The organism is Microbacterium sp. Root166, from assembly GCF_001427145.1.
GTDB lineage: Bacteria > Actinomycetota > Actinomycetes > Actinomycetales > Microbacteriaceae > Microbacterium.
Genome location: NZ_LMGL01000003.1, coordinates 378,879 through 392,532, shown reverse-complemented (window position 1 = coordinate 392,532; position 13,654 = coordinate 378,879). Strand labels below are relative to the sequence as shown.

Sequence of the window (13,654 nt, the reverse complement as noted above, 5' to 3'; positions counted from 1 at the left end):
TCAGGCGGTGAGCTCTGCGGGGTCGGTGACCGGCAGCCGGCAGGCGAACGCGCGGCAGTCGTACGCGGTCGATGCGCCGCCGCGCAGCTCTTTCGCCGCGAACAGCTCGAAGCCGGCCTCGGCGAACGCGGCGGCCTGCGACGGCGTGACGATGGCGAGCACGTCGGCGGGCAGCCGGCGCGCGGCCGTGGTCAGCGCGTCGCCGCCATCGGCCGTGACGACGACGACCTGGCGCGGCGGGACGGCGAGGAGGGCGGCGACGCGCAGCAGCGCGCCGTAGGCCAGGGGCTGGGCGAGCGCGGCATCGGCGCGGAGGGCGACGAGTCGTTCGGCGCGATCGCGGAACCTCTCGCCCGCGCCGACCAGCCACAGCGACGTCGCGGCGCCGGCAAGAGCGGCGGGGCCCGAGGGCTCGTCGCCGTCGGACGCGGCATCCGGTGCCCCCACGCCCTGCGCGGCGAGGACCGGATCCCCGCCGCCGGGCAGTGTCGGCGCTCCCGCCGGGTCGAAGCACGCGTCCACGAGCGCGCGGGCGCGCTCGGCGTACGCGACGTCGCCGGTCGCGACGGCGAGTGCCAACAGGCCGTCGGCGAGCTGGCCGTAGTCGGCGAGCACCGCGCTCGCGCTCGACGCCGTGCCGTCCAGCGAGGTGCGCACCAGGTGTCCGTCGCCGGCGGAGTTCGTGGCGAGCACCGCGTCCGCCGCGCGCCGCGCGGCATGGATCCAGGCCTCCTCGCCGAGCCGCACGCCGGCTCGGGAGAGCGCGCCGATGGCCAGACCGTTCCAGCCGGTCACCACCTTGGCGTCGACCGCCGGCGGGTCGAGCTCGCGGCGGGAGGCGGCATCCCGCAGGTAGTAGCCGCCCTCGCTGCGGGCGCCGTCGATCCACGACTCGGAGTCCTGCGCGGCCCCGAACCCGCCGCCGGGGCGCTGCAGCACCTCGAGGAGGAACGAGGCGACGCCGCGGGCGGTGCCGTCGTCGCCGGCGTCGAGGGCGACGTCGAGCAGCTGGGCGTTGTCGGTGAGCATGCGCTCGTAGTGCGGGACGCTCCAGTCGCGCCGGGTGGCGTAGCGGAAGAACCCGCCCTCGACCGCGTCACGCAGCGGTGAGGAGGCCATCGCGTCGAGCGCGCGCCCGGCCGAGGCGGCCGCGTCGGGTGCGGCATCCCGAACCGCCGGAGCCTGGAGGAAGCGCAGCGCGGTCGCGACCGGGAACTTGGGGGCGTTCGGGTCGCTGCCGAAGCCGCCGAATTCGCGATCCTCGCGGTCGGCGAGCGCGCGGGCGGCGGCGGCGAGCGCCTCCACCGTCGGGAGAGCGGATGCCGCGGCCGGCGCTTCGCGCACCTCTGCGAGCGCGGACACCACCGCATCGGCGGTCCCGTCGATCTGGTCACGGCGCTCGGTCCAGGCCTCGCGCACGGCGGCGAGCACCTGCCGGAACGCCGGCAGGCCGTCGCGCGGCTGGGGCGGGAAGTACGTCCCGGCGTAGAACGGCCGGCCTTCGGGCGTCGTGAAGACGGTGAGCGGCCAGCCCAGGCTCTGGGTGAACGCGCCGGCCGCCGCCATGTAGGCCCCGTCGACCTCCGGATGCTCTTCCCGGTCGACCTTGATCGCGACGAAGCCCGCGGCCAGGTCGGCGGCGGTCGCGGCATCCTCGAAGGACTCCCGGGCCATCACGTGGCACCAGTGGCAGGTCGAGTACCCGATCGAGACGACGACCGGGACGTCGCGCTCGCGCGCAGCGGCGAAGGCCTCTTCGCCCCATGGGTACCAGTCCACGGGGTTGCCCGCGTGGGCGCGCAGGTACGGGCTCGTGGACTCCGCGAGGCGCCGGTTCATGACCCTGTCCGGTCAGACGGTCAGTTGACCTCGTCGGGGTGGGCGCTGACGCGACCCGACCCGTCGGGCTGGTCCATGTCGTCGATGGCGGCGACCTCGGCCTCGGTCAGCTCGAAGTCGAACACGTCGAGGTTCTCCTGGAGGCGCTCGCGGCGCACCGACTTGGGGAACACGATGAAGCCCTTCTGCAGGTGCCAGCGCAGCACCGCCTGGGCGGGCGTCTTGCCGTGCGCCTCGGCGGCGGCGGCGATGGGGCCGGCCTCGAAGAGGTCGTACTTGCCCTGTCCGAGCGGGCCCCACGACTCGATGCGCACGTCGTGGGCCGCGGCCCAGTCGGTGATCTCGCGCTGCTGGTACGCGGGGTGCAGTTCGATCTGGTTGACCGCCGGGGTCACTCCCGTCGCGGCGACGATGCGCTCGAGGTGCGGCACGAGGTGGTTGGAGACGCCGATGCTGCGGGTGAGGCCGGCCTCGCGCAGCTCGATGACCTTCTCCCACGCGTGCACGTAGTTGTCGCGGGCCGGGGTCGGCCAGTGGACGAGGTAGAGGTCGACCTTGTCGAGGCCGAGCTTGTCGAGGCTCTCGCCGATCGCGGCACGGGGCTCCTCGCCGTCGTGGCGGTCGTTCCAGAGCTTCGTCGTGATGAAGAGCTCGTCGCGGGCAAGGCCGCTCGACGCGATGGCGGCGCCGACGCCCTCCTCGTTGCCGTAGATCGCGGCGGTGTCGATGTGCCGGTAGCCGAGCTCGAAGGCCTCGAGCACGGCGCGCTCGGTGTCTGCCGGCGGAACCTTGAACACCCCGTAGCCGAGCTGGGGGATGGTGTTGCGGTCGTTGAGGGTCACTGCGGGAGTCGAAGCCATGGATCAAGCCTAAGAGGCTCGGGGTCGGGCGGGACCGGGTACAGCCCGAGATCGGGATCGCTCGCCGGCTCGGGAGGCTCCGTCTGACGGCCCCGTGTGCCGCGTCGGTAACCACGGCCGGGTCCTTTGAAGGGCACACGCGCCCATGTCGGCGGTTCGGCGAGCGGATCGTGATCGCGCAGCGTGTCGGGATTCCAGCCCACCTGGCGGATCAGCTTCTCGTGCAGGTCGTCGACCTCGTGCTCGATCAGTTCCACGCCGGCGGAGGCCAGTCGATACCAACGCCACTGGAGGTCTGCGCGCACGTCGACCAGCCCGGCGTCGCGGAGGACGCGGAGGTGCTTGGAGACTGCCGTGCGACTGATGCGGAACTCTCCGCCCACGATCTCGGCGAGCTGACCCGCGGTGTGCTCGCCGCTCGCGAGGATCTCCACGATCCTGCGCCGGGCAGGCTCCGCCAACGCCTCGAAGGGATGCATGCGATGGAACGCTACGTCGCGGCGCGACGCGCGAAGGACCGCGGTTCTCGGGTGTGGACAGGCTCGCGGTGGAGCGATTCGGTGGAGAAGCCGGTGCGAGTGCCGGGGTCGATGGGCGGCGTCGAATCGTGCGGCGTCGATCGGGGAATCGATGACACCCGGCCGGTCGATAGTCCATCAATATCGCATGTGAACTCGCGCTCACACAGCCCCGCCGAACCCGGAACACCATGTGAACTCGCGCTCACACGGGAGACTTGGCCGAACCTCGGAACACCATGTGAACTCGCGCTCACACGGTAGAACTGGCCGAACCGGGAACACCGTGTGAACTCGCGCTCACACGCGTAGACCTAGCCGGGTGTGCGCATGAGCTCACCCGAGTTCTTGTGGTGGCCGGGCCTGCAGCCGCCAACGCACGACGATGCTGGGCGCTGAAGTGCGCGGACCCCCCCCCCCCCCCCCCCCCCCCCCCCNGTTCACGTGCTTGGCGGTGTCGATGCGGAAGCCGTCGATGCCGAGGTCGATCCAGTCCTGGTAGACGTCGACGATAGTCACATGCGATTTCGAGAGGTGCCGAACCTTCGGGCCGGCGTCTCGCCTTCTGCGACGAGGCTCGATCGCAGGCACCGGCGCAGTCCGCCCGCAGCAGCGCGATACGATCGAAGGCTATGTCCGCGTCCGAGCCCGTGATCTCCTATCCGCCGGAGCTGCCCGTCAGCGCCGCGCGCGACGAGATCTCGCGCGCCATCCGCGATCACCAGGTCGTGATCGTCGCGGGCGCCACCGGATCGGGCAAGACGACCCAGCTGCCGAAGATCTGCCTCGAGCTCGGCCGCACGCGCATCGCGCACACCCAGCCGCGCCGGATCGCCGCCCGCACGATCGCCGAGCGCGTCGCCGAAGAGCTGCAGGTGCCGCTCGGGTCCGCCGTCGGGTACAAGGTGCGCTTCACCGACAAGGTGTCCGAGGACACCCGCATCGCGCTGATGACCGACGGCATCCTGCTCAATGAGATCCATCGCGACCGGCTGCTCAAGCGCTACGACACGATCATCGTCGACGAGGCCCACGAGCGCTCGCTCAACGTGGACTTCCTCATCGGGTACCTCAAGCGCGTGCTGCCCAAGCGGCCCGACCTCAAGGTCGTCATCACGAGCGCGACGATCGACCCCGAGAGCTTCGCGAAGCACTTCGCCGATCGCGACGGCAACCCGGCCCCCATCGTCGAGGTGTCCGGCCGCACCTATCCCGTCGAGGTCCGCTACCGCCCGGCGGCGAAGGCCACGAAGGACCGGCCCGAGGGCGACGACGTCGACGGCATCACGACCGCGCTGCGTGAGCTCGACCGCGAGCCGGCGGGCGACGTTCTGGTCTTCCTGCCGGGCGAGGCCGAGATCCGCGATGCGACGGATGCCGTCCGCGGCATGTATGCGAAGGATGCCGCGCCCACCGAGGTCCTCCCCCTCTACGGGCGGCTGAGCTCCGCCGAACAGCACCGCGTGTTCGAGCGCTCGGCCGTTGCGGGCGTGCGCCGCCGCGTCATCCTCGCCACCAACGTCGCCGAGACCAGCCTCACCGTGCCCGGCATCCGGTACGTGATCGACACCGGCACCGCGCGCATCTCCCGCTACAGCAACCGCAGCAAGATCCAGCGGCTCCCGATCGAGGCCATCTCGCAGGCGTCGGCGCAACAGCGCTCCGGGCGCGCGGGACGAACGAGCCCCGGCGTCGCCATCCGCCTGTACTCCGAAGAGGACTTCGCGAGCCGCGACGAGTTCACCGAGCCCGAGATCCTGCGCACCAGCCTCGCCTCGGTCATCCTGCAGATGCTGTCGCTGGGCTTCGGCGACATCTCGTCGTTCCCGTTCCTCATGCCGCCGGACTCGCGCGGGGTGAAGGCCGCCTTCGACCTGCTCACCGAGCTCGGCGCGGTGCGCGCCTCTCGCGAGGGCGACCGCTCCCCCTCGCTGACCGAGCTCGGCCGCGAGATCGCACGGCTCCCCATCGACCCCCGCTTCGCCCGCATGCTCATCGAGGCGCGCAAGACCAACGTGCTGCGCGACGTCCTCGTCATCGTCGCCGGACTGTCGATCCAGGACGTCCGCGAGCGGCCCGAGGAGCGCCGCGAGGAGGCGGACCGCTTCCACGCGCGATTCACGGATCCGACCAGCGACTTCCTCAGCCTGCTGAACCTGTGGAACCACCTGCAGGAGAAGCAGTCCGAGCTCGGCTCGAGCGCCTTCCGCCGCATGTGCCGCCAGGAGCACCTCAACTACGTGCGCGTCCGTGAGTGGTCCGACGTCCACCGTCAGCTCAGCGCCATCCTCGGCACGTCACGCAAGGCCGCCGCATCCGCCGCGACGGCCGACCCCGACGACATCCACCGCGCGATCCTGGCGGGTCTGCTCTCGCAGATCGGCATCCTCGACGACCGCGCACCTGCGAAGACGGCAGCGAAGGCCGGTCGCAATGAGCGCGCTGATACTCGGCGCTCCGCCGAGTACCTCGGCGCCCGCGGCACCCGCTTCGCGATCTTCCCCGGCTCGGGCCTGAAGAAGCAGCGCCCGTCCGCCGTGATGGCCGCCGAGATCGTCGAGACCTCGCGCCTGTTCGCCCGCACCGTGGCCGCAATCGACCCCGAGTGGGCCGAGCCCCTCGCCGGCGACCTCGCCAAGCGTCAGCTCGGCGAGCCGCACTGGTCGAAGGCGGCGGGTGCGGCATCCGCCTACGAGAAGATCACGCTGTTCGGCGTCGAGATCATCCCGCGACGCCGGGTGCAGCTGGCGCGGTTCGACCGGCCGTTCGCACGGGAGCTCTTCCTTCGGCACGCGCTGGTCGAAGGCGACTGGGACGCCGCGGCCCTCGACAAGCGCCTGACGGCCTTCGAGCGGCGCAACCTCGAACTGCGCCGGCGCCTCGAGAAGATCGAGGAGCGCGAGCGCCGCCGCGACATCCTCGTCGGCGACGAGGCCGTCTACCGGTTCTACGACGCACGGATCCTGCGCGACGTGTTCGACGTGCGCTCGTTCGAGGCGTGGTGGCGGGATGCCGCGACCCGCACTCCCCGGCTGCTCGACATGACCGAGGCCGACCTCGTCGACGAGGCCTCCCGCGGCGATGAGCGCGACTTCCCGGCCCGCTGGCAGCAGGGCGATCAGGTCCTCTCGCTCGCCTACCGGTTCGAACCCGGAGCGCCCGACGACGGCGTCACGGCGGTCGTGCCGCTCGCGCTGCTCGCTCAGCTGCGCCCCGACGGGTTCGACTGGCAGGTGCCGGGCATGCGCGACGAGCTGATCACCGCGCTGATCCGCTCGCTTCCCAAGGCGATCCGCCGTCACGTCGTCCCGGCCGCCGACTGGGCGACGACGTTCGCGGGCGAGCTCGCCTCCCAGGGGCCGGAATCCCACGCGGGCCGGCCCCCGATGAGGCTGCGCGAGGCGCTGGCGGTGCGCATCCAGCGCGTCGCGAACCAGCCCGTGACCGCAGCCGACTTCGAGCTCGAGCGAGTCCCGCAGCACCTGCTCGTCTCGTTCCGCGCCGTCGACGAGCGCGGCCGCACGGTCGGCTCGGACCGGGACCTGGCGACCCTGCAGGACCGGCTCTCGGGTCGTGCCCGCGCGTCCGTTGCGAAGTCCGTGACCCGCGCGCAGGAGAGCAGGCCGGGGGCCGAGCGGCTCCTTCCCGGGCGCGGCGCCAGCGACTCCCCCGCGTTCACCGAGCGCACCGGGCTCACGGAGTGGTCGTTCGGCGATCTTCCGGATGTCGTGGACACCCGCGTCGCCGGCGGGATCGTGCGGGGCTATCCGGCTCTCGCGGACGACGGCGCCACGGTGTCGCTGCGCATCGAGGCGACGCCCGAGGCGGCGGCACGCGCCACCCAGGCGGGCGTCCGGCGCCTGCTGCTGCTGGCGGTGCCCTCTCCGTCGACGTACGTGCTCGACCACCTGACCTCGGCCGAGAAGCTGGCGCTGGCGGCATCCCCGTACCCCTCGGCCAAGGCGCTCGTGGAGGACTGCCGGGTGGCCGTGGCCGACGCCGTCATCGCGCGCACCGCCCCCGGGGGAATCGTGCGCACGCGCGCCGGGTTCGAAGCGGTCCGCGAGGCCCTGTCGGCGGTCATCGTCGACGAGCTCTTCCAGACGGTGTCGCTGTGCTCGCGCATCCTCACCACCGCGCGCGACGTCGAGCGCGCCGTGCGCGAGCAGAATTCGCTCACCCTGCTGGGCGCCCTGGGCGACATCAAGAATCAGCTCGCAGGGCTCGTGCACCCGGGCTTCGTCTCCCGCACCGGAACCGCGCGGCTCACCCACTTCCCGCGCTACCTGCGGGGAGCGCTCGAGCGCGTGAAAACCTTGGCCGACAACCCGGGGCGTGACCGCCAGCGGATGACCGAGTTCGAGCGAGGCGCCGCCGTGTACGCGGACGCCGGCGGAACGATCCCCCTGCCGAATGATGCGCCGTCGTCGCTGGCCCACGCCCGCTGGCTGCTCGAGGAGTACCGCGTGAGCCTGTTCGCACAGCAGCTGGGCACCGCCGAGCCGGTGTCGCTGCAGCGCATCCAGCGCGCCCTGCGGGAATAGCCCGCGTTGGACCAGCGGTTGCCCCTGCCATGGCCTCCGCGATCGTCTACACCGAGTTCGGCTCCCCCGACGTGCTCCGCAGCATCTCGATCGAGCCGCCCGTCCCAGGCCCCGGCGAGGTCGCGATCCGCGTCGAGGCCGCCGGTGTGAACCCCATCGATGCCAAGCTGCGGTCCGGGCGGCGCGCCTCGGACCCGATCACGTCACCCCGTCGCGTCGGCTCCGACGGCGCAGGGGTCGTCACGGCCGCGGGCGACGGCGTCGACGGGTTCCGGCCGGGCGACGAGGTCGTGTTCTCCGGCGCGTCGGGCGCCTACGCGACCGACGTCGTCGTGAGCGCGACGCGGGTGCACGCCCGCCCGTCCAACGTGGATGCCGCGACCGGCGCCGCGCTCGGCATCCCGGTCGGCACGGCCTATCAGACGCTTCGCTCGCTCGGCGTCTCCGCCGGCGACACCCTGCTGCTGCACGGCGGATCCGGCGCGGTGGGGCAGGCTGCGATCCAGTTCGCGGTGCTGTGGGGCGCCACGGTCATCGCGACCTCGTCGCCGCGTCGCGCCGACAGCGTGCGGGCTCTCGGTGCCATCCCGGTCGCGTACGGCGACGGGCTCGCCGACCGCGTCCGGGCGGCCGCGCCGGAGGGCGTGACCGTCGCCGTCGACGCCGCCGGCACCGACGAGGCGATCGACACGTCGCTCGCGCTCGTCGCCGACCGCCGTCGCATCGCGACACTGGTGCGGGGACGGGATGCCCCGGCCCTCGGCATCCGTGCCTTCTCCGGCGGCTCGCCCACGCCGCTCACTCCGCAGCAGCAGGCCTGGCGCGCCGAAGCGGTGCCGGTCTCGCTCGCTCTGCTCGCCGCGGATCGGTTCACGGTGGAGCTCGGCCCCTCCTTCCCCCTGGGCGACGCCGCCGCCGCGCACGAGGCGGTCGAGGCCGGCGTGGACGGCAAGATCACGCTCATTCCGTAGGCGCAACAGTTCGACACACGGTGGTCGGCGCGAACGGCGTCCCTCGATAATCGACGCATGTCACACGCGCCTGATGCTGCCCCGGCCCCGCGCTCGTTCGCGACGGCGCAGGTCCAGGCGGGCTTCGACGCCGGCATCGCCGAGAACACCGCGGTCCCGTCGATCCACCAGTCCAACGCCTTCCAGTTCCGGTCGCTGACCGAGGCTCGCGAGCTGTTCGCGCTGCGCCGCGACGGCAACATCTACAGCCGTGCCGCGAACCCGACCGTGCTGGTGTTCGAGAAGCGCGTCGCCGAGCTCGAGGGCGGCATCGCCGCCGCGGGTGTGGCCTCCGGACAGGCCGCCGTGGCGCTCGCACTCCTCGCGCTGGCCAAGCAGGGCGAGCACATCGTCGCGTCCCGGCAGCTCTACGGCGGCACCGTCGACCTGCTGCAGGACACCTTCGCCGACTGGGGCATCGAGGTGACCTTCGTCGACCAGGACGACCTCGAGGCGTGGCGGGCGGCCGTGCGGCCGACCACTCGCGCGCTGTTCGCCGAGTCGATCACCAACCCGATCGCGCAGGTGCTCGACGTCCGCGCCGTGGCCGACATCGCCCACCGCGCCGGCGTGCCGCTCGTGATCGACCACACCGTGGCGACGCCGTACCTGCAGCGCGTCAAGGACCTCGGTGCCGACATCACCGTGCACTCGGCGACGAAGTTCCTGGGCGGGCACGGCACGTCCCTCGGGGGCGTCATCGTCGACCTCGGCACCTTCGACTTCACGACGGAGCCGGCGCGCTGGCCGCAGCTGACCGAGACGTACCCCCGCGTTCCGAGCGGCAGTCTCGTCGATCGCTTCGGCGCGACGGCGTCGCCGTACATCGCGCTGGTGAAGACGAAGTACGTGCACGACCTCGGCCCCTCGCTGTCGGCGTTCAACGCGTTCCAGCTCCTCCAGGGCCTGGAGACCCTCGACCTGCGCATCGCGCGCCACTCCGCCAGCGCTCTCGAGGTCGCCCGCTTCCTCGAGGAGCAGCCCACCGTCGCCCGTGTGCACCACCCGGGCCTGGAATCCAGCCCGTGGCACGCGAACGCGACGGCGTTCCTGCCGAAGGGCGCGAGCTCGGTGTTCGCCTTCGATCTGCACAGCACTGGCGACACCGAGGCCGATTTCGCCCTCGTCGAGGCATTCATCGCGCGCCTGCACGTCGTCAAGCTCGTGGCCAACATCGGCGACGCACGCAGCCTCGTCGCGCACCCGGCGTCCATGACCCACAGCCACCTGACGGCGTCGCAGCTGACGGATGCCGGCATCTCGTGGACCACGGTGCGCCTGTCCATCGGACTCGAGGATCCGGCCGACATCGTCGCCGATCTCGCCCGCGCCCTGGCCGAGGTCCCTCTTCCCGCTGACTTCGAGCGTCGCGTGCCAGCTACGCTCGGTGCATGACCCCGACCTCCTCGCCCGCCCTGCGCTGGGGCATCCTCGGACCCGGCGGGATCGCCCGCGCTTTCGCGTCCGACCTCCGCACCGCCGGTCTCGACCTCGTGGCGGTGGGATCGCGCAACGCGGAGTCCGCGGCCGCCTTCGCCTCCGAGTTCGGCGCGGCCCGCTCCTACGGCTCGTACGCGGAGTTGGTGTCGGACCCTGAGGTCGACATCGTCTACGTCGCGACGCCCCACCCGTTCCACGCCGAGCACGCGCTCCTCGCGCTCGAGCACGGCAAGCACGTGCTCGTCGAGAAGCCGTTCACCCTCACCGGCGCCGAGGCGGTCGCGGTGCGCGACGCCGCGGCCGAACGCGGCCTGCTCGCCATGGAGGCGATGTGGACGCGGTACCTCCCGCACATGGTCCGCATCCGCGAGATCATCGCCGCCGGCACCCTGGGCGATGTCCGGCTGGTCACGGCCGACCACACGCAGAAGATCTCGGACGACCCGCTGCACCGGCTGAACGCGATGGACCTCGGCGGCGGAGCACTCCTCGACCTCGGCATCTACCCGATCTCGTTCGCCTGGGACATCCTCGGCGAGCCGCTCTCGCTCACGGCGACCGCCCGGCTCGGCGACACCGGCGCCGACAGTGAGATCGCGACGATCATGACCCACGACTCGGGCGCGATCTCGACCTCGCTGACCTCTTCGCGCGCCGCCGGGCCCAACACCGCCAGCGTGATCGGCACCGAGGCGCGCATCGAGATCGACCGCGTCTGGTACACCCCGACGTCCTTCCGCGTCATCGACCCGGACGGGACGATCCTCGAGGACTATGTCACCGCGATCGAGGGGCGCGGCATGCAGTACCAGGCGCTGGCCGCCGAGCGCCTGATCGCCGAGGAACGCACCGACAGCGACCTCCTCCCGATCGACGAGACGGTCTCGATCATGGCCGCGCTCGACGAGGTGCGCACGCTCGTGGGCGTCCGCTACCCCCAGGAGGACTGACATGCCCGACCCGCAGAACCCCCGCGTCGCCGTCTACCTCGACTTCGACAACATCGTCATGTCCTGGTACGACCGCGTCCACGGCAAGAACTCCTACTCGCGCGACCGTCAGCGCATCGCGGAGACGCCCTCGGACCCCGAGATCGCCGAACGGCTCTCCGCGGCGACCATCGACGTCGGCGCGATCATCGACTTCGCGGCGTCGTTCGGCACGCTCGTGCTCACGCGCGCCTACGCCGACTGGTCGTCGCCGGTCAACGCGATCTACCGGTCGCAGCTCGTCGCGCGAGCCGTCGACCTGGTGCAGCTGTTCCCCGCCGCCGCCTATGCCAAGAACGGCGCGGACATCCGCCTCGCGGTCGACACCGTCGAGGACATGTTCCGCCTCCCCGACCTGACGCACGTCGTCATCGTCGCCGGCGACTCGGACTACGTCCCGCTCGCGCAGCGGTGCAAGCGCCTCGGCCGCTATGTCGTGGGCGTCGGAGTGGCCGGCTCCACGGCGAAGTCGCTGGCCGCCGCCTGCGACGAGTTCGAGGCGTACGACTCGCTGCCCGGTGTCCCCCGTGTCGCACGGGTGGCAGCGGTCCGGACCGGACGCACGGCCGACAAGCCAGCCGAGAAGACCCCGGACGCGGCATCCGAGAAGGCGCCGGCCAAGGCCTCCCGCTCCCGTTCTGCGAAGCCGAAGGATGCCGAGGCCCCCGTCGAGGCGCCCGCTGAGGCATCCGCCGAGGCACCCGCCCCTCCCGCCGCTCGCTCGGGCGGGCGTCGCGCGAAGGCGACCACGACCCCGGATGCCGCCGCCGCCGCGCCCGATCAGGTCGCAGCCGTCGAGCCGGCCACCCTGACCGACTCCGCCCCGGCGACGACCGCGGACGTGGAGGCCTCGCTGAACGCGGCGCTCCAGGCGGCGACGCCACCGAAGCGGACGAATCGGCGCGTGTCGTCGAAGAGCCTCGCGGCGAAGGCCGAGACGGCGCCGGAGCCGGAGTCCGAGCAGCCGTCCGAGGAGCCGGTCGAGGACCCGCAGGACACCGCGACGCGCCTCCTCGAGCGCGCGCTGCGGCTGGGTCACGACAAGAACGACGACTCCGAGTGGCTCCACAGCTCCGCGGTCAAGACCCATATGCGACGCATGGACCCGTCGTTCAGCGAGAAGGCGCTCGGGTACCGCTCGTTCAACGACTTCGTCAAGGCCCGCGAGTCGATCGCCGAGCTCGAGGAGTCCGGCCACGAGCGCCTGGTGCGCCTGCGGGAGTAGGGCCCAGCCTGGGAAAACGCGGGTCCGGTACAGTGTCGTCTGTGGCACGCCGTAACGCCCCGCCGGGCTCGCAGACCTCGCTTCGCGAGGCCAATCGCGCGCGCCTGGTGGAGTCGCTCAAGCGTCACGGTCGCCTGACCCAGGTCGAGCTCGCCGGCAGCACCGGCCTCTCACCAGCGACGGTGTCGAACATCGTCAAGGAGCTCACCGCGTCGGGCCTGCTGCACACCTCGTTCACGTCGCGCAGCGGACGCCGCGCGACGCTGGTCTCGCTGGCGCGGCAGCTGGGGCTCGTCGCCGGCGTGCACTTCAGCTCCCGCCAGCTGCACATCGCGATCGCCGACACGGCTCGCGCGATCGTCACCCAGACGTCCCTGCCCCTTGCCTTGGACCACCGCCACGACGCAGAGCTCGATCGGCTGGGCCTGCTGCTCGGCGACATGATGGAGACGCTCGGCGGCTCGCTGTCGGACCTCCTCGCGGTGGGGCTCGCGCTGCCCGCGCCGATCGACCCCCGGACCGGCATGGTCTCGACGCCGGGGCTGCTGCGCGGCTGGGAGGGCGTCGACGTCGCCGAGAGCCTCTCCTCCCGGATCGGACGACCGGTCTACGTCGACAGCGAGGCGAACCTCGGCGGTCTCGCCGAAGCCCGCGAGGGCAACGGACGCGCCGCGTCCTCGTCGGTGTTCATCCGCGTCGGGCACACCATCAGCGCGGGCCTCATCGTCGACGGCGACCTGTTCCGGGGCGTCAACGGCAAGGCCGGCCAGATCGGCCACGTCACGATCGACGAGAACGGCCCGATCTGCCGCTGCACCAACCGCGGGTGCCTCGAGACCTATGCGGGCGGGCCGGCCCTGCTGTCGCTCTTCCCTCCCGGTGAGGGCATGCAGCGCCTCGGCGACCTCCTGCACGCGGCCGAGGCCGGCGACAGCAGCGCGCGCCGCGTCATCGCCGACGCCGGGCGCCACATCGGCATCGCGGCCGCGAGCCTGTGCAACCTGTTCGACCCGGAGCTGATCATCATGGGCGGCGAGCTCTCGCAGGCCGGTGAGATCCTGATGGCCCCGATGCGGCACTCGCTCGAGCGCGCCGCGCTCACCTCCGCCGCGGGGCTCCCCGAGATCGTCGGCGCGTCGTTCGGCGAGTGGGCGGAGACGCGCGGCGCCATCGCCGTCGCACTCGATCACGTCACGGTCGACGCGCAGGCCCTTCCCTACTCGGCCTGA

Annotated in this window: 9 protein-coding genes and 1 pseudogene; 7 read left to right on the top strand and 3 right to left on the bottom strand. The window is 72.1% G+C overall.

Annotated features, from left to right (window positions below; genetic code table 11):
- From ASD56_RS13605 to ASD56_RS13595, 3 genes are read right to left on the bottom strand one after another with little or no spacing between them, the layout of a single operon-like run.
- Positions 1 to 1,839 carry a thioredoxin domain-containing protein gene (locus ASD56_RS13605; protein ID WP_055966734.1) on the bottom strand — a complete coding sequence of 613 codons (1,839 nt, stop codon included), beginning with the start codon at positions 1,837 to 1,839 and terminating at the stop codon, positions 1 to 3.
- Positions 1,840 to 1,859: 20 nt separating this feature from the next.
- Positions 1,860 to 2,699: an aldo/keto reductase gene (locus tag ASD56_RS13600; protein ID WP_055966730.1), complete on the bottom strand. Its 840-nt coding sequence runs from the start codon at positions 2,697 to 2,699 to the stop codon at positions 1,860 to 1,862.
- Positions 2,678 to 3,178: an ArsR/SmtB family transcription factor gene (locus ASD56_RS13595; protein ID WP_082541479.1), complete on the bottom strand. Its 501-nt coding sequence runs from the start codon at positions 3,176 to 3,178 to the stop codon at positions 2,678 to 2,680. Before ASD56_RS13595 ends, ASD56_RS13600 begins: the two co-directional genes overlap by 22 nt.
- 671 nt (positions 3,179 to 3,849) lie before the next feature.
- On the opposite strand from ASD56_RS13595, the gene hrpA reads away from it, so the two are divergent.
- The 7 genes and pseudogenes from hrpA (at position 3,850) to ASD56_RS13560 (ending at position 13,654) form a co-directional block, all read left to right on the top strand.
- Positions 3,850 to 7,761, top strand: coding sequence for an ATP-dependent RNA helicase HrpA (gene hrpA / locus ASD56_RS13585; RefSeq protein ID WP_055966721.1), 3,912 nt, complete (start codon positions 3,850 to 3,852; stop codon positions 7,759 to 7,761).
- A gap of 29 nt (positions 7,762 to 7,790) precedes the next feature.
- Positions 7,791 to 8,732, top strand: coding sequence for a quinone oxidoreductase family protein (locus ASD56_RS13580; protein ID WP_055966717.1), 942 nt, complete (start codon positions 7,791 to 7,793; stop codon positions 8,730 to 8,732).
- A 57-nt stretch (positions 8,733 to 8,789) separates the two neighbouring features.
- Positions 8,790 to 10,166 (top strand): O-acetylhomoserine aminocarboxypropyltransferase/cysteine synthase family protein, encoded by a 1,377-nt coding sequence (locus ASD56_RS13575; RefSeq protein ID WP_055966713.1) that lies wholly within the window; start codon positions 8,790 to 8,792, stop codon positions 10,164 to 10,166.
- Positions 10,163 to 11,161, top strand: coding sequence for a Gfo/Idh/MocA family protein (locus ASD56_RS13570; RefSeq protein ID WP_055966709.1), 999 nt, complete (start codon positions 10,163 to 10,165; stop codon positions 11,159 to 11,161). The genes ASD56_RS13575 and ASD56_RS13570 overlap by 4 nt, the downstream gene beginning before the upstream one ends.
- Position 11,162: 1 nt before the next feature.
- Positions 11,163 to 11,730: pseudogene (locus ASD56_RS16645) on the top strand (NYN domain-containing protein); the annotation flags it as partial.
- Positions 11,731 to 11,738: 8 nt separating this feature from the next.
- Positions 11,739 to 12,425 (top strand): OST-HTH/LOTUS domain-containing protein, encoded by a 687-nt coding sequence (locus tag ASD56_RS16640; RefSeq protein ID WP_442922409.1) that lies wholly within the window; start codon positions 11,739 to 11,741, stop codon positions 12,423 to 12,425.
- A 41-nt stretch (positions 12,426 to 12,466) separates the two neighbouring features.
- Positions 12,467 to 13,654, top strand: coding sequence for an ROK family transcriptional regulator (locus ASD56_RS13560; RefSeq protein WP_235565717.1), 1,188 nt, complete (start codon positions 12,467 to 12,469; stop codon positions 13,652 to 13,654).